General features: G+C 73.4%; 14 protein-coding genes and 1 tRNA gene. 6 read left to right on the top strand and 9 right to left on the bottom strand.

Going from position 1 to position 15,954, the window contains the following annotated elements:
• Window positions 1-20: 20 nt before the first annotated feature.
• Window positions 21-308: a DUF3039 domain-containing protein gene (locus ACP7BI_RS07510; protein WP_425844784.1), complete on the bottom strand. Its 288-nt coding sequence runs from the start codon at window positions 306-308 to the stop codon at window positions 21-23.
• Window positions 309-408: 100 nt separating this feature from the next.
• On the opposite strand from ACP7BI_RS07510, the gene ACP7BI_RS07505 reads away from it, so the two are divergent.
• Window positions 409-1,305 (top strand): hypothetical protein, encoded by an 897-nt coding sequence (locus ACP7BI_RS07505; protein ID WP_425844783.1) that lies wholly within the window; start codon window positions 409-411, stop codon window positions 1,303-1,305.
• A gap of 10 nt (window positions 1,306-1,315) precedes the next feature.
• Here ACP7BI_RS07505 and ACP7BI_RS07500 read toward each other — a convergent pair whose 3' ends face one another.
• Window positions 1,316-2,776, bottom strand: a complete 1,461-nt coding sequence (locus ACP7BI_RS07500; protein WP_425844781.1) for a trypsin-like peptidase domain-containing protein — start codon at window positions 2,774-2,776, stop codon at window positions 1,316-1,318.
• Between the two features lie 60 nt (window positions 2,777-2,836).
• On the opposite strand from ACP7BI_RS07500, the gene ACP7BI_RS07495 reads away from it, so the two are divergent.
• Complete coding sequence (locus ACP7BI_RS07495; RefSeq protein WP_425844779.1) at window positions 2,837-4,060, top strand: aminotransferase class I/II-fold pyridoxal phosphate-dependent enzyme; 1,224 nt, start codon at window positions 2,837-2,839, stop codon at window positions 4,058-4,060.
• A gap of 12 nt (window positions 4,061-4,072) precedes the next feature.
• Here ACP7BI_RS07495 and ACP7BI_RS07490 read toward each other — a convergent pair whose 3' ends face one another.
• Window positions 4,073-4,873: a carbon-nitrogen hydrolase family protein gene (locus ACP7BI_RS07490; RefSeq protein WP_425844777.1), complete on the bottom strand. Its 801-nt coding sequence runs from the start codon at window positions 4,871-4,873 to the stop codon at window positions 4,073-4,075.
• A gap of 84 nt (window positions 4,874-4,957) precedes the next feature.
• Here ACP7BI_RS07490 and ACP7BI_RS07485 point away from each other — a divergent pair, with 84 nt between their 5' ends.
• Entirely contained in the window at window positions 4,958-5,263 is a 306-nt protein-coding gene (locus ACP7BI_RS07485) for a thiamine-binding protein (RefSeq protein WP_425844776.1), read from the top strand.
• Window positions 5,260-5,976, top strand: a complete 717-nt coding sequence (locus ACP7BI_RS07480; RefSeq protein ID WP_425844775.1) for an AIM24 family protein — start codon at window positions 5,260-5,262, stop codon at window positions 5,974-5,976. The genes ACP7BI_RS07485 and ACP7BI_RS07480 overlap by 4 nt, the downstream gene beginning before the upstream one ends.
• Before the next feature lies 1 nt (window position 5,977).
• On the opposite strand, the gene ACP7BI_RS07475 is transcribed toward ACP7BI_RS07480, so the two are convergent.
• The 4 genes from ACP7BI_RS07475 to ACP7BI_RS07460 form a co-directional block, all read right to left on the bottom strand.
• Window positions 5,978-6,727, bottom strand: coding sequence for a class I SAM-dependent methyltransferase (locus tag ACP7BI_RS07475; RefSeq protein ID WP_425844774.1), 750 nt, complete (start codon window positions 6,725-6,727; stop codon window positions 5,978-5,980).
• Between the two features lie 85 nt (window positions 6,728-6,812).
• Window positions 6,813-6,886, bottom strand: a tRNA-Met gene (locus ACP7BI_RS07470).
• A 46-nt stretch (window positions 6,887-6,932) separates the two neighbouring features.
• Complete coding sequence (locus tag ACP7BI_RS07465; RefSeq protein WP_425844994.1) at window positions 6,933-9,890, bottom strand: UPF0182 family protein; 2,958 nt, start codon at window positions 9,888-9,890, stop codon at window positions 6,933-6,935.
• A gap of 98 nt (window positions 9,891-9,988) precedes the next feature.
• Entirely contained in the window at window positions 9,989-11,125 is a 1,137-nt protein-coding gene (locus ACP7BI_RS07460; protein ID WP_425844773.1) for a YlbL family protein, read from the bottom strand.
• 20 nt (window positions 11,126-11,145) lie between these two features.
• On the opposite strand from ACP7BI_RS07460, the gene ACP7BI_RS07455 reads away from it, so the two are divergent.
• Together ACP7BI_RS07455 and ACP7BI_RS07450 are read left to right on the top strand one after the other, a co-directional pair.
• Window positions 11,146-12,549 (top strand): zinc-dependent metalloprotease, encoded by a 1,404-nt coding sequence (locus ACP7BI_RS07455; RefSeq protein WP_425844771.1) that lies wholly within the window; start codon window positions 11,146-11,148, stop codon window positions 12,547-12,549.
• A 126-nt stretch (window positions 12,550-12,675) separates the two neighbouring features.
• Window positions 12,676-13,392: a hypothetical protein gene (locus ACP7BI_RS07450; RefSeq protein ID WP_425844770.1), complete on the top strand. Its 717-nt coding sequence runs from the start codon at window positions 12,676-12,678 to the stop codon at window positions 13,390-13,392.
• Here the strand turns inward: ACP7BI_RS07450 and ACP7BI_RS07445 are convergent.
• Both ACP7BI_RS07445 and nudC read right to left on the bottom strand, forming a co-directional pair.
• On the bottom strand, window positions 13,322-15,028 hold the full coding sequence (locus ACP7BI_RS07445) for an ATP-dependent helicase (protein ID WP_425844769.1): 1,707 nt from the start codon (window positions 15,026-15,028) through the stop codon (window positions 13,322-13,324). The two genes, ACP7BI_RS07450 and ACP7BI_RS07445, sit on opposite strands and share 71 nt — an antisense overlap.
• Window positions 15,025-15,918: an NAD(+) diphosphatase gene (gene nudC / locus ACP7BI_RS07440; RefSeq protein ID WP_425844768.1), complete on the bottom strand. Its 894-nt coding sequence runs from the start codon at window positions 15,916-15,918 to the stop codon at window positions 15,025-15,027. Before nudC ends, ACP7BI_RS07445 begins: the two co-directional genes overlap by 4 nt.
• Window positions 15,919-15,954 lie beyond the last annotated feature (36 nt).

The raw sequence follows: 15,954 nt of genomic DNA, 5'->3' as shown, positions 1-15,954 counted from the left end.
CATCCGACCGCCGTCAGGCCTCACTCGGCGCGCAGCTTCTCGTAGATCTCCTTGCACGCGGGGCAGATCGGGAACTTCTCCGGGTCGCGCCCGGGCGTCCACTTCTTCCCGCACAGCGCGCGCACGGGCTTGCCCGAGAGCGCCGACTGCAGGATCTTCTCCTTCTTGACGTAGTGCGAGAAGCGGTCGTGGTCGCCGTCCTCGACCGACTCCTCGTTGAGCAGCTTCTCGAGCTCGCGGTCGAGCACGTCGGTGCTGCCGCCCGTGCCGACGGTGTCCGGTCCAGGGGTGAGGGTCATGCGAGCCATGATCCCACGCTCAGCCTCCTCCCGGCACGATCGGGACACGATGGTGCCGGGCAGGATGATGGATGCGTCGCGCACGCGACGAGGACGACGAGGGGATGCCATGGACGAGCTCGACCGCGACGAGGAGATGGGCTGGCTCATCACGACGCTCGAGAACATCCTAAGCGTGCAACGGCCGCTCGTCGTCGGCCATCTGCGCAACCTCCGCCGGAAGCACCCTGAGATGACGCCCGAGCAGATGATCGCCCGGCTCGAGAAGCAGTACCTCGCGGCCGTCACGAGCGGCGGCGCGGCCGTCGGCGCGAGCGCCGTCGCGCCCGGCATCGGCACGGTGGCGTCGATCGGGCTCACCGCCGCCGAGACGGTCGTCTTCCTCGAGGCGAGCGCGTTCTTCGCGCAGGCCGTCGCCGAGGTGCACGGCATCGCGGTCGAGGACGAGCAGCGCGCGAAGGCGCTCGTCATGGGCCTCATGCTCGGCTCGGGCGGCAAGGCGCTCGTCAAGCGCGTCGCCGACCAGGCGCTCGGCCGCCGTGGCGGCGGCTCCGCGTTCTGGGGCCAGATGATCACGTCGTCGCTCCCGACCGGCGCGATGGGGCAGGTCATCGACCTCATGCGACGCGCGTTCCTGCGCCGCATGGCGAGGAACACGGGCGCGAGCATGGTCGGCCGCGCGATGCCCTTCGGCATCGGCGCCGTGATCGGCGGCGTCGGCAACAACATGCTCGGCCGGCAGGTCGTCAAGGCCTCCCGCGAGGCATTCGGCCCGCCGCCGGTGCGGCACCACGGGTTCCTCTCCCCCGCCGAGCGCGAGGAGCGAGTGAGCCTCGGCCGACGCATCCGCGAGGCGCGCGAGATCGAGCGGGAGGGGCTCGGCGGCGGCCTGCGGCGGCTGCGCGAGCGGAGCGCCGCCGACGGCACCGAGGCTCCGGGCATCGGCCCCGGCAGCGGCGCCCCCGGCACCGACGGCGACGGGAGCGCGAGCGCCGACGAGCGCTGAGGCGCGCCGGCTAGGGCAGCTCGCCGAGCGTGACCTCGACTTCGGCCCGCTCGCCGCCCCGCAGGTACTCGATCGTCACGGTCGCGCCCGCCGCGTGCGCGCGCACCTGAGCGGTCGCATCGACGGCGTTCGTGACCGGTGCCCCCTCGATCGCGGTGATGACGTCGCCGGGCTGCAGGCCCGCCTCGGCCGCCGCACCGCCGGCCGTGAGCTCGCGCAGCTGCCCGCCCACCGAGCCGATCGAGGCATCGCGCACGTCGCTCACCGTCGCGCCGAGCAGCCCGTGCGTCGCCTCGCCGCGGTCGATGATCTCCTCGACCACGCGCTGCACGAGGCTCGACTCGATCGCGAAGCCGATGCCGATCGAGCCGGACGACTCGCCCTGGCCCATGCTCGCGATCGCGACGTTGACGCCGATGAGCTGGCCCGAGGCGTTGAGCAGCGCGCCGCCGGAGTTGCCCGGGTTGATCGACGCATCCGTCTGCACGACGGGGATCGAGATGTCCTCCTGCGCGGCCTGCGCGCCGTTCTCCTGCCAGAAGCCGAACGGCGACTGCTGCGAGTCCTGCGAGTCGTCGGGCGCGGCGCTCGAGGCGATCCGCAGCCCGCGATCGACGGCCGAGACGATGCCGTCGGTGACCGAGTTCGAGAGGCCGAGCGGCGCGCCGATCGCGATCGCGGTGTCGCCCACCCGCACGTCGTCGCTCGACGCGAACGTCACGACCGGCAGCTCGGCGTCGACCCGCAGCACCGCGAGGTCGACGACGGGGTCGGTGCCGACGATCTCGGCGGCGAGCAGCCGCCCGTCGCTCGTCTCGACCGTGATGGATGCGTCGGCCGCCTGGCCGTCGAGCGTCACGACGTGGTTGTTGGTGACGATGTAGCCGCCGGGCGCGATCACGACCCCGGAGCCCTCGCCCGCACCGGCGCGCGAGGCTGCCTGCACCGTCACGACGGAGGGGCCCGCGGCCGCGGCGACGTCGGCGATCGTGCCCGGGTCGGAGACCGGCTCGGCGGTGACGCCGCCGCTCGGTGCCGATTGCGTCTGCGGAGAGGTCTGCTGCGCGGCGAGCGCGCCGCCGCCGAAGCCCGTCGCACCGCCGATGAGCGCAGCGCCGACGATCGCACCGACGACGAGCCCCGTGCTGCGGCGACGCGCGGGTGCCTGGGTCGTCGCGCCCGCAGGCCGCCCGAAGTGCGGCTGGCCGTCGCTCGAGCGGCTGATGGCCGAGGGTGCTGGCACCGAGGACGCGTAGGGAGCGGAGCCGTGGGGCACCGCGGCGTCGGGCGTCGAGCCATACGGGGCCGACGCGGGCGCCGCCTGCCCGCGCGGCTGGCCTGCGGCGGGGCTCTGCCACCGAGTCTCGTCCGCGGGCCGCGACCAGGGGTTCGGCACGTGGCCCTGGTGGCTCGCGGGATGCGGCGGCTCGTACGGGTTCGTCATGCCCTCGACGATGCCACGCCAAGCCATGCGGTTCCTAAGCGCTCGCAATGTCGACCGTTCGCGGTGCGAAGCGAGTAGCGTCGAGGCATGGAGGTCGATCGCCCGCACCGAGCACCCTGGCAGCGCACCGCGGCGGGGGCAGGCCTACTGGGAGCCGATGGGCGCCTCGCGCCGACGATCTTCGCCGAGATGACGGCGCTCGCGACTCGCACCGGCGCACTGAACCTGGGTCAGGGCTTCCCCGACGAGGACGGCCCGCGAGCGGTGCTCGACGCCGCGAAGCACGCGATCGACCACGGCCGCAACCAGTACGGGCCCGGCCGCGGCGCGCCGGAGCTCATCGACGCGATCATCGAGCACCAGCGCCGCTTCTACGGCATCGGCCTCGGCCGCGGCGATGTGCTCATCACGGCCGGCGCGACCGAGGGCCTCGCCGCGACGATGCTCGCCTACCTCGAGCCGGGCGACGAGGTCGTCGTCTTCGAGCCCTACTACGACGCCTACGCCGCGGTCGCGGCGCTCGCGGGCGCGGTGCTCGTACCCGTGCCGCTCACGGCTCCCGACTTCCAGCCCGATCCCGACCGGCTGCTGCGCGCGACGAGCCCCCGCACGCGCATGATCCTCGTGAACTCCCCGCACAACCCCACCGGCTCCGTCTTCAGCGAGGAGACCGTGCGGCACATCGTCCGCATCGCCGAGCGGCGCGACGCGCTCATCGTGACCGACGAGGTCTACGAGCACCTCGTCTACGACGAGGAGCACGTGCCGGTCGCGACGTTCCAGGCGGCGCGCGAGCGGCTCATCTCGATCTCCTCCGCCGGCAAGACCTTCTCGATCACCGGCTGGAAGGTCGGCTGGATCATGTCGACTCCCGAGCGGATCGCGCAGATCACGGCGATCAAGCAATACTTGACGTTCGTGAACGGCGCGCCGTTCCAGCCCGCGGTCGCGGTCGGGCTCCGCCTCCCCGACGAGCACTTCCAGACGATCCGAGACTCCTTCTGCCGCAAGCGGGACATCCTCACGCGAGGGCTCCGGAAGGCGGGCTTCAAGGTCAACGACGCGATGGCCGGCTACTTCGTGCTCGCCGACGCCGCCCCCCTCGGGATCGACGACGCGAGCGTGCTCGCGCGGCAGCTGCCCGAGCTCGCTGGCGTCGTGGGCGTGCCGCTCTCCGCCTTCGCGCGACCCTCGCGGCGCGACCTGCGCTCGACGATGCGCTTCGCCTTCTGCAAGTCCGACGACACCCTGCACCGGGCGGCCGAGCAGCTCGCTGCGCTGCAGGGCGTCGAGCTGCAGCCCGCACGCTGAGCGCTCGGGGCGTCAGGCGATCCGGTAGCGCCGGTTCGCGAGCGAGGGGTTGCGCCGCCGCGTCGCGGCCGTCACCGCCGGGTCGATCGGCGCGATCGCGATCCCCTCCGCGTCGCCGAGCGCGGCGAGCGGGATTCCCATCGGGTCGGCGATGAGCGAGCAGCCGACACCGAGCGGCGGCGCCTGTCCCGCCGCGACGACGTGCGCCGTCGACTCGATCGCGCGCGCGGTCACGAGCGTCGTCCAGTGCCGCTCCTTCTGCGGCCCCCGCACCCACTCCGCGGGGACGAGGATGACGTCGGCCCCCGCATCCACGAGCCGCCTCGTCGTCTCGGGGAAGCGCAGGTCGTAGCACGTCTCGATGCCGATGCGCGTGCCGCGGAAGTCGACGACCGACACTTGCGCGGGGTCGCCGGGCGTCAGCCAGTCCGACTCGCTCGAGCCGAATGCGTCGTAGAGGTGCACCTTGCGGTAGGCGACCTGGAGCCCGGTTGCGTCGACGGCGACGACCGTGTTGCTCGGCCCCGCGTCCGTGCGCTCGACGAGGCCGGCCACGACGAGCGCGTCGTGCGCCGCGGCGCGCTCGGCGAGCATCGAGACGAAGGGCCCGTCGAGCGGCTCGGCGGCGCCGGGCGCGGTCGCGGCGAGCGTCGGCGAGCAGTGCTGCGCGTACTCGGGCAGCACGATGAGCTCAGCCCCCCGATCGGCCGCGCCGTCGATCCACGCCGCGGCCGCCGCGCGGTTCGCGTCGACGTCCTCGGTCGCGGCGAGCTGCACCGCCGCCGCCATCAGCACCCCGGTCGCATCCGCCATGCAGACAGCCTACGGCGGGTGCGCGCGGCGGTGCTGGCGTACGCGGGCGGCAGGTGCGAGGATGCGACCGACGAAGGGAGCAGGATGCTCGTCGCATTCTCCATCGCACCAGGCACGGCCGGCCCGGACGGCTCGGTGCACGACGCGGTCGCGGCCGCCGTGCGCGTCGTGCGTGACAGCGGGCTGCCGCACCGCACCGACGCGATGTTCACGACCGTCGAGGGCGAGTGGGACGAGGTGATGGCGGTCGTCAAGCGCGCGACCGACGCCGTGCTGGCCCTCTCGCCGCGCGCGTCCCTCGTGCTGAAGGCCGACATCCGGCCCGGATGGACGGGCGAGCTCGACGGCAAGGTCGACCGGCTCGAGCGTGCCCTCGAGGCGGACGCGTGAGGTCGGAGCTGTTCGCCGAGGCGAACCAGGAGACGCAGTCGACCGAGCGCTGGGTGAAGCAGTCGAGCAAGATGCTGCGCATCACCGTCTCGGGCGGAGGCGACGTGCTCGCCGCGAAGGGCGCGATGGTCGCCTACCAGGGGCGCATGGAGTTCCAGCACGAGGGCGCGGGGGCGGCCCGCATGCTCAAGAAGCTCGTGACGGGCGAGGGCGCGCCGCTCATGCGCATCCGCGGCGAGGGCGAGGTCTTCCTCGCGCGCGACGCCGCGAACGTCTTCACGGTGCTGCTCGAGGGCGAGGGACTGTCGGTGAGCGGCAAGAACCTGCTCGCGTTCGACCCCGACCTGCAGTGGGACATCACGATGCTGCGCAGCGGCAACGTCATGGCCGGCGGCCTCTTCAACGTCGAGATCGGCGGCCGGGGCACGATCGGCATCGCGTGCGAGGGCCAGCCGCTGCTGCTCGACTGCTCGCGCCAGCCGACCTTCGTCGACCCCAACGCTGCGGTCTGCTGGTCGGCGAACCTGCAGCCGAGCGTCGTGAGCAGCATGAACATGCGCTCGATGCTCCGCGGGGGCACGGGCGAGGCGTTCCAGCTCGCCTTCCACGGGCCGGGCTTCGTCGTCGTGCAGCCGAGCGAGGGCCGGCAGCAGCTCTCGGGCTCGAACGGCGGCTCCTCCTCCGGCGGAGGGCTCAGCAGCCTCTTCGAGTGAGTCAAGCGCGCGTGCCGCGCGCCGCCCACGCGAGCGCCCGCAGCTCGAACGGCGGCGCGGGCAGCAGCTCGCGATAGCGCTCGCGCAGCCGCTCGAGACCCGCGTCGCCAAGTCGCGCGACGAGGTCGCCCACGGGCCCGACGCCGAGCTCGAACGGCGCCCACCACTCGTCGAACGAGGCGACGCGCACGACCGCCTCGATCGGCGCCTCGACGACGCCCTCGAGTCCGGCGCCCGCGAGCAGCCGCGCGAGGTCGCCGCGGCGCGTGCCGAGCCGCGGCGGCGGCGCCTCGATGCCTGCCTCGCCGAGCGCCGCGACGGCCGCCCAGAACGGCCCGGACGGACCCCGCTCGTGATCCCACACGCACACGGCGACGGTGCCGCCGGGGCGCACGACGCAAGCCATCTCGGCGACGCCCGCCGGCGCATCCGCCATGAAGTGCACGACGAGCTGCGCGAGCGACGCGTCGAACGACGCGTCGACGAAGGGCAGCGCCTCGGCCGTGCCCTCGAGCGCCCGCACGCCCGGGTAGCGCTCGCGCACCGCCGCGACGAACGGGGGCGAGGGGTCGATGGCGGTGACCGTCGCGCCGCGCGAGCGCAGCTCATCGACGAGCGCGCCGGGACCGCTGCCGACATCGAGGGCCTTCCCCGCACGGATGCCTGCGAAGTCGGCGAACTCGCGCGCGAGCGGCCGCGAGCAGCGGCCCATGAAGCGGTCGTACGCGTCGGCGGGGACGTCGAAGCCCATGCCGGGACGCTACGCCGCCTGTCGGAGATGCAGAAGAGGCGCCCTCTCGGGCGCCTCTTCCGTGTGCCGCAGTTCGCGGACTTCGTTGCGGGGACAGGATTTGAACCTGCGACCTCCGGGTTATGAGCCCGGCGAGCTACCGAGCTGCTCCACCCCGCGGCACAAGAAGAGACTCTATCAGCCGCGGGGCGGAACGCCAAACCGGCTAGGGCGCGACCGTCTCGCTCGTCGCCGGCTCCTCGGCGGGAGCCGACTCCTCCGGCGCGACCTCGGGCGCCACGGTGCCCTCGATCTCGGCCGAGATGTCGACCGCGCGCTGCACCGCCTCGTTGAGCCGGACCTCCGCCTCGGCGGCGGCGACGACGTCGCCCTCGGCGTACGCGGCCTGGCGCGCCTGGATCGCCGCGACGGCGTCCTGCAGCGCGGTGTCGAGCTGCGCCTGGAGGTCGGCGTCGGGTGCCTCTGCGCCCGGCTCCGTCGGCTCCTCGGCGTTCGGGTCGACGCCCGAGTCACCCGCGTCGGCGCCGGAATCGCCGCCGAAGAGCGCGTCGAGCGCCTCGTCGAGCGTGTCCTCGAAGGCGATGTCGTCGCCGAACGCCACGAGGATCTTGCGGAGCACCGGGAACGACGTCGCTCCCGTCGAGCGCAGGTAGACCGGCTGCACGTAGAGCAGGCCGCCACCGACCGGGAGGGTCAGCAGGTTGCCGTTGATCACGTCGGACGCGCCCTGGCGCAGCAGGTTGAGCTCGCGCGAGACCTGGTCGTCGGTGTCGAAGGTGTTCTGCACCTGGCCGGGTCCGGGGATCGAGCGGTCCTTCGGCAGCATCTGCAGCGTCAGCTGCCCGTAGCTCTCGAGCCGCTCGCCCGCGGTGCCTCCCGCGTCGGCGTTCACCGACAGGTAGCCGTACAGCACCTCGCGGCCGTCCCTCGGGATGAAGGTCGAGTAGAGCGTGAACGCGGGGTCCTGCCCATCGACCGACATCGTCAGGTAGTACGGCGGCTGCGGCGGCGCCTGCGTCTGCGTGCTCGACCACGTCGGGTCGGAGGGCGTCGCCCACTGGTCGTCGCCCGAGAAGAAGGTGGCCGGGTCGGTGACGTGGTAGTCGCCGAGGATGCTGCGCTGCAGCTTGAACATGTCGGCCGGGTAGCGCACGTGGCTCATGAGCTCGCCCGACATCTCGCTCATCGGACGGATGGTGCCGGGGTAGATCTCCTGCCACGCCTGCAGGATCGGGTCCTCCGTGTCCCACGCGTACAGCGTGACCGAGCCGTCGTACGCATCCACCACGGCCTTGACCGAGTTGCGCATGTAGTTGACGATGTCGCCCGGCGTGAACCCGGGGTTCGGGTTCGTGCTGTCGGCGATCGTCTGCGCGACCGAGCGGTGGGATGCGTAGGGGAACGACGACGACGTCGTCATGCCGTCGACGATCCACACGAGCCGCTCGTCGACGACCGCCGGGTAGGTGTCGGTGTCGAGCGTCAGGAAGGGCGCGACCTCGCCGACCCGCTGGCGCGGGTCGCGGTCGTAGAGGATCTGCGACTCCTCGTTCACGGCGTCGGAGAGGATGATCTGCTCCGACTGGAACTTGAGCGCGTAGACGAGCCTGGAGAGGAAGGAGTCGAGCTTCGGGCCGCCCTCGCCCGAGAAGGTCGTGGTCGCGTTGCCGCTGCCCTCCTCGGTCGAGCGCGGGTAGTCGAGCTCGAGGTCGGGCGAGCCCTCGGGGCCGCCCACGATCGAGTAGTCGGGCGTCGACTCGCCGAAGTACACGCGCGGCTCGTAGTCGCCGAGCGCGCCGTCGGTCGGGATGCCCGCCTGCAGGAAGACCGGCTGCCCCTCGGGGCCGCGCTGGTTGCCGTACGCCGCGACGACGCCGTAGCCGTGGGTGTAGACGATGTGGCGGTTGTACCAGCTGTCCTCGTCGAGTCCCGAGAGGTCGAGCTCGCGCACGGCGATCACGGTGTCGGTCGTCTGGCCGTCGATCTCGTAGCGGTCGACGTCGAGCTGCTCGGGGAAGCCGTAGTACTGGCGGTACTCCTGCAGGTTCGCGAACGCGTCGGTGACGAGCGCGGGGTCGATGATGCGGATGTTCGCGGCCGTCTCCGCGTCCTCCCGCAGCGCGCCGGGCTCGGCGTCGGTGCGCGCGTCGGAGGTCGTCTCGACCATCTCGTCGACGCCCCACGCGGCGCGGGTCGCGTCGATGTTGCGCTGGATGTACTCGGCCTCGAGCGTCCTCGCGCTCGGGTCGACCTGGAAGCGCTGCACGATCGCGGGGTAGGCGACCCCGACGACGAGCGACGACGCGATGAGCAGCGCCGTGCCGACGATCGCGACGCGCCAGCGGCCGATGATCGCGGTGATGATGAAGAAGACCGCGACGAGGCCGGCGATGCCGGCCATGATCTGCGCGCCGGGGATCGACGCGTTGACCTCGGTGTAGCCGGCGCCGGTCTCGAGGAAGCCCTGCGCGGGCATGGCGAGCGAGGCGTACTGGCCGAGCCAGATCGAGACGCCGAGCGCGAGCATGTAGAGCGCGCCCGTGATGGCGAGCTGGATGCGCGCGGAGCGCGAGATGCGGAACTCGCGGCCCGTGACGCGGATCGCGCCGTAGAGGTAGGAGGTCGCGAGCGCCGCGACGAGGGAGATGAACAGCACCGCGAGCGCGAAGCTGACGATCGACTGGTAGAAGGGCAGCTCGAAGACGTAGAAGCCGACGTCGAAGCCGAACTGCGGATCGGTCTCGCCGAAGGGCTTCCGGTGCAGCCACAGCTGCGCCGTCTCCCACTGCGACGCCGAGGCGATGCCCGCGAAGAGGCCGAGCACGGCGGGGGCCGCCCACATGCCCACGCGGCGCAGGGGCTCGACGAGCTCCTGGTAGCGGTCGAGCTGCGAGCTGAGCTGCGCGTAGACGGGCCGCGAGCGGAAGGCGATCTGCACGCTCAGGGCGAGCGGCACCGCCATGCCGAGGAAGCCGATGAGGAACATCACGAGCATCGACAGCCAGCGCGTCTGCAGCACCTGCAGGAAGCCGAGCTGGTCGAACCACAGGATGTCGGCGTAGAAGCCGGAGAAGAGCACGAACGCTCCGAGGATCGCGACGACGACGATCACCGTGATCAGCAGCGGCGACGGCCTCCTGCGGGTCGGCACGGTCGTCGGCATGGGTCGGGCGGCGTTGTCAGACACGTCGGGATGCTCCAAGAGGGGGCTCGGCGGGCGGTGCGGTCATGCTATCGGCCGGTCCTATGAGCCGGGCACCGTCAGGAGCCCGCTCGCGCTTCGCACGTCGGGAGCGCGCCGGTGTCCCCCTGCTCGGCGACCGTCTCGATCGCGGTGACGGCCTCGTCGAGCGTCGAGACGGCGAAGACGGTGAGCCCCTCGGGCACGTGGCCGACGACCTCGGCGCAGTTCGCGGCCGGGGCGAGGAAGTGGGTCGCGCCCGCGTCGATCGCGCCGTGCATCTTCTGCACGATGCCGCCGATCCCGCCGACCTCGCCGAGCGCCGCGATCGTGCCGGTGCCCGCCCAGCGCGTGCCGGCGGTCATCGCGCCGGGCGTGAGCTCGTCGACGATCCCGAGCGCGAACATCATGCCGGCGCTCGGCCCGCCGACGTTCGGCAGCTGGATGTCGACCTCGAAGGGGAACGCGAACTCGTTCGCGGGGTAGATGCCGACGATGCGCTGCTCGCCCTCCGTCACGGGCGTCACCTCGACCGTGAGCTGCTCGCCGTCGCGCTCGATGTCGAACGTCGACGCCCCGTCGGCGGCGGCGATGGATGCGCGGATGGAGTAGACGTCGTAGGCGGTGTCGCCGTTGACGCGCAGGATGCGGTCGTCCTCCTCGAGCAGCCCCTCCGCGGGCGAGCCCTCGATGACGCCCGCGACCCGCACGTCGCTCTCGACCGGCTCGCCGAGGTGCAGGAGCGCGGCCGCGACCGCTGCCGACTGCGAGTTGCGCATCTCGATCCGGCCGGCCTCGTTCGCGTCCTGCACGGACACCGAGGGCGGATACGCGGCCTCCATCGGGATGATCGCGCGCGAGGGGTCGACGTACGCCCGCGCGACGTCGACCCAGGTGAGCGGGCGCTCGGGGTTGCCGAGCAGCGAGACCGTGAGCAGCCGCAGCTCGCCCTCGGTCGGGAACGTCTCGGCGCCCTCGATCTCGATGAGGTCCCCGGCATCCGTCGCGCCGAGCGTGTCGAAGGTCGGGCCGGGCACCTCGACGATGTAGGGCGAGGGCACGAAGGCGAGCGCGAGCGAAGCGACGCCGGTCACGCCCAGCGCGACCCAGCCGGCGCGGCGCAAGCGGCGCGGCCGCACGTCCGGGAAGCGGGGCTGAGCCCGGTGTTCGCGGACGGCGGATGGCTGGTTGGGCGGATACCCGGCGGGCTCGGACATGCTGCGGCTAGCGTAGTCGCATGCCTGAGGAGCCCGAGGACCGCCGCCCCGAGGACGAGCTGCGGGAGATGCTCCAGCAGTTCCTCTCCGGCCAGGGGCCGATCGATCCGTCGCGCCTCGCCGGTGCCGCCGGGATGCCGAGCGACCCGGCCCAGCTGCAGGCGCTCATGGCGCAGCTGCAGGCCGCGCTCGCCCGCAACGACGACGGCATCGACTGGTCGGCGGCGCAGCGGCAGGCCGCGGCGGTCGTGCAGCGCGACCCCGGCTCGGTGACGACCGCCGAGCGCGACGCGGTGCGGCAAGCGGCCGACCTCGCCGCGCTCTGGCTGAGCGAGACGACCGAGATCGGCGCGGCCGCGAGCTCGCTCACGCTGCTGTCGCGCCAGCAGTGGGTCGACGCGACGATCCCCGTGTGGCAGGAGATGAGCGAGCCGGTCGCGAACAGCATCGCGAACGCGCTCACGAGCGCGATGCAGGAGCACGCGCCCGAGGAGGCGCGGGAGATGCTCGTGGGAGCCGAGCGCATCCTCCGCAACGTCGGCGGCACGATGTTCGCGATGCAGCTCGGCAACGTCGTCGGCCAGCTCGCGAGCGAGACGATCGCGGGCGGTGACTTCGGCTTCCCGCTGCTCGAGGACACCGCGGCGCTCCTGCCCGTCAACCTGCGCTCCGCCGCCGAGGGGCTCGAGATCCCCGAGGACCAGGTGCGCATCTGGATGGCCGCGCGCGAGCTCGCGCACGCGCGCCTGTTCCACCACGCGCGCTGGCTGCGCCTGCACGTGCTCTCCTCCGTGCGGGAGTACGCCGAGGGCATCCGCATCGACATCGACCGGCTCGAGGAGCTCGCCGAGTCGTTCGACCCCACGAACCCCGAGGAGCTGCGCGAGGCGCTCGGCAGCGGCGCGCTCATCCCGCCGAAGACGCCCGAGCAGGTCGAGGCGCTCGCGCGGCTCGAGACGACGATCGCCCTCATCGACGGATGGGTCGACGCCGTGACCGAGGCAGCGACCGCGAGGCTGCCCAAGCGCGACGCGATCGCCGAGACCGTCCGCCGCCGGCGAGCGACGGGCGGACCTGCTGAGAAGGCCTTCGGCACGCTCGTCGGCCTCGAGATCCGGCCGCGGCGCTTGCGCGAGGCTGCCGCCTTCTGGCACGCGGTGACGGATGCCGTGGGTCCGGAGGTGCGCGACTCGCTGTGGGACCAGGCCGACCTCATGCCGGGCTCGGCCGACATCGACGACCCGTCGCGCGTCATCGCGAGGCTGCGCGGCGTCGGCGAGCTCGACGAGATGGACCTCGCGCTCCAGGAGCTGCTCGACGACGCGGAGCGCGGTGACGCGGCAGCGCCGGCGGACGACGAGGAGCGCAGAGAGGACGAGTCGGGCGACGGCGAGGACGAGGCAGGCGGCGCGGAGCAGCGCTGAACCGGGGCCCGAGACGGGCCCCGGCGCTGGGGTCGCCGCGACGACGCGAAAGCGTCGTCGCTCTCAGCTCCACCGCGCTGTGGAGAGCCGCCGACGCGCTGCCCGGGACTGGCGCACCATGCCGCCATGCTCCGCCTCGACCCGCACCTCGCCGTCTTCCGCAGCGCCCCCGACCGCGTGACGGTCGGCGCGCAGCAGCCCGTCGCCGAGCTGCCGGCCGACGACGCGACGCTCCGCGGGCTCGCGCTCCTCATGCGCGGGGTCGTGCGCCGCGAGCTCGAGCACGTGCTCGGCGACGAGCTGGCCGCGGCGCTGCTCGAGGCGCTCGAGCCCGCGCTCGAGCCGCTGCCGCCCGCCGTCCCTGCGCTCGTGCGGGGACGCATCCCCTTCGCCCTCGAGCTGCATCGCGCGCTCGACCGCGCCGGGCACCGCGCCGGAGACCTCGCCGGTGGCGACGCGCTCGTGCTGCCGGTGGCGCCGTGGCGGTTGCCCTACCGCGAGCGCGACCGGCTCGTGGCTTCGGGCGCCGCGCACCTGCCCGTGGTCGTCGGTGACGCGTGGGTGCAGATCGGCCCCTTCGTGCCGGCGGGCGGCGGCTGCGCAGAGTGCGCGATCGACGACGAGGCGCTGCTGCCGGCGCACCTCGCGCCCGTGCCGAGCGCGATCGCCGCGGCGCAGACCGTCGTGACGGTGCTCGGGGCGCTCCGCCGCATCGGCCAGGACGAGCTGCCGGAGGGCTGGGGCGCGCGAGTGCGCCAGCGCGACGGAGGGGTCAGCGCGATCCGGCGCGCGCGGCGGGCCTGCCGGCACCGAGCTCCGCGAGGAATCGCGACGGCTGCCTGACGGCGTGGCCGGAGCTGCGGGCCCACGTGAGCGAGAGCGAGCGCTGCGCGCGCGTGATCGCGACGTAGAGCAGCCGCCGCTCCTCGTCGATCTCGGCGAGCGAGGTGGCGTGCGAGATCGGCAGCAGGCCCTCGGCGAGCCCGCACACGTGCACGTGCTGCCATTCGAGGCCCTTCGCGGCATGGATCGTCGCGATCGTGACGGCCGCGACAGTCGGCTCGTGCTCCGTCGCGGCGCGCCGCTGGAGATCGTGCGCGAAGGCGGGCAGGTCGGTGCCGCCGGTCTCCTCCGCGAGCGTCACGAGCGCGTGCAGCGCATCCCACTGAGCGCGCTCCTCGCCGTGGCTCGACGGCGGCTCGGCGCGGTAGCCGAGCCCGATGACGATGTCGGTGACGGCTTGGAAGATCGGCCGCCCGTCGGCGGGCGCGCTGCGCAGCATCATGAGCGCCCGCTTGACGACCGGCAGCTCGAAGAAGCGCACGGAGCCGCGCACGGTCGACGAGAGCCCGACCGACGCGAGTGCCTGCTCGATGAGGCCCGATTGCGCGTGGAAGCGCGTGAGCACGGCGATCTGCCCGGGGTCGGCGCCCGCGGCGACCTGCCCGCGCACCGCCGCGGCGATCGCGGCGGCCTCCGCGGAGTCGCTCGCGTGCTCGGACACGCCGGGCTCGACGCCGTGCTCGCCCGAGGCGGCCTCGAGCGTGAGCGCATCGCGCCCGCGCATGAGCCGATTCGCGAGACCGACGATCGCGCCCGTCGAGCGGTAGGAGCGCTCGAGCCGCACGAGCTCGGCGTCGGGGTGCTCGTGCAGGAAGCGCTGCAGCCCGGCGGGGTCGGCGCCCGCGAACGAGTAGATCGTCTGGCTCGGGTCGCCGACGACGCACACGTCGCGGCGGTCGCCGAGCCACGCGGCGAGCAGCTGCTGCTGCATCGGCGAGACGTCCTGGTACTCGTCGACCGTGAAGTGGCGGTAGCGCGAGCGCACCTCGTCGGCGACGACGGGCTCGCGCTCGAGCATGCCGGTCGTGGCGAGCAGCACGTCCTCGAAGTCGATCAGCCGGCGCTCGTCCTTCACCCGCTCGTAGGCCATGTGGAGGTCGATCATCGCCTCGGGCGTGATGCCCGTCGGCAGCGGGCGCACGCGCGCCTGCACGCCGTAGTCCTCCATCGTCATCGCCTGCGACTTGCGCCACTCGATCTCGCCCGCCGCGTCGCGCAGCTGCGCGGTCGGCAGCCGGAGGTGCAGCTGCGCGGCGGCGTCGGCGAGCGTCGACGCCTTCTGCGGCAGGAGCTTCGGCATGCGCGAGCCCGTCACGCGCGGCCAGAAGTGCGAGAGCTGCGCGAGCGCCGCGGCGTGGAAGGTGCGCGCCTGCACGCCGCCGGCGCCGAGCCGCGCGAGCCGCGTGCGCATCTCGCCCGCCGCCCGGCTCGTGAACGTGAGGGCGAGCGACGCGTGCTCGACCTGCTCGCCGGTCGCGACGCCGTAGGCGATGCGGTGAGTGATCGCGCGCGTCTTGCCCGTGCCGGCACCGGCGAGGATCGCGACCGGGCCGCCGAGCGTCGTCGCCGCGAGCCGCTGCTGCTCATCGAGCCCGGCGAGGATGCGCTCGGCGTCGGGCTTGGACTCGCGGCTCACCGCTCGAGCCACGCGTCGATGATCCACGCCGCGATCGACGTGGGCCCGGGCAGCTGCACGACGCCAGAGCGCAGCTCCTCGCGCGTGAGCCAGCGCACATCGAGGATCTCGACGCCGTCGGCCACGAGCGCGTCGGGGTCGGCCGCGACGCACTCGAAGCCGATCATGAGGCTGCGCGGGAAGGGCCACGGCTGCGAGCCGAGGTACCGCACGTCGGCGACCGCGAGCCCGGTCTCCTCGCGCACCTCGCGCACGACCGCCGCCTCGAGCGACTCCCCCGGGTCGACGAAGCCGGCGATGAGCGAGTAGCGGCCCTCCGGCCAGGCGGCGTTGTGGCCGAGCAGGATGCGCTCGTCGGATGCGTCGTGGATGGCGACGATGACCGCCGGGTCGGTGCGGGGGAAGTGGGCGCCGCCGCTCGCGTCGCGCCGCACCCAGCCGGACTCCTCGAAGCCCGCCGCCGAGCCGTCGACCGGGCTGTGGTGGCTCTCGCGCTGCCAGACGCCGAGCGCGACGGCCTGCACGAACGCGCCGGCGTCGGCGTCGTCGAGCTCGGCGCCGACCTCGCGCAGGGATCGCCACTCGGCCCCCTCGACGTCGAACGGCTCCGCGACGAGCATGCTCAGCACGACCCCGCCAGGGGCACCGTCGGGCGCGGGCGCGCGGCCGAGCCAGCTGAGCGGCACGCGCGGCTCGACGTGCCGCGCCCCGGGCGGGAGCTCGTCGGGGCGCAGCCGCACGAGCGCGCCGTCGCGCACGGGCGCGCGGTCGCCGGCGATCGCGATGACGCGCGTCGAGGGCTGCTCGAGCGCGCGCGCGACCGCATCGGCGCCGATGCGCCCGGCGTGGTCTCGGTCGAGGGCCGAGCGGGCGAGCGGGGGAACCTGCACGTCACCTCCGTCGCGTGGCGCGGTCTCCCCCGGTCG

This window comes from Agrococcus sp. TSP3-2-1, assembly GCF_049897585.1.
Taxonomy (GTDB): domain Bacteria; phylum Actinomycetota; class Actinomycetes; order Actinomycetales; family Microbacteriaceae; genus Agrococcus.
This window is presented reverse-complemented; position numbering and strand designations above follow the sequence as displayed.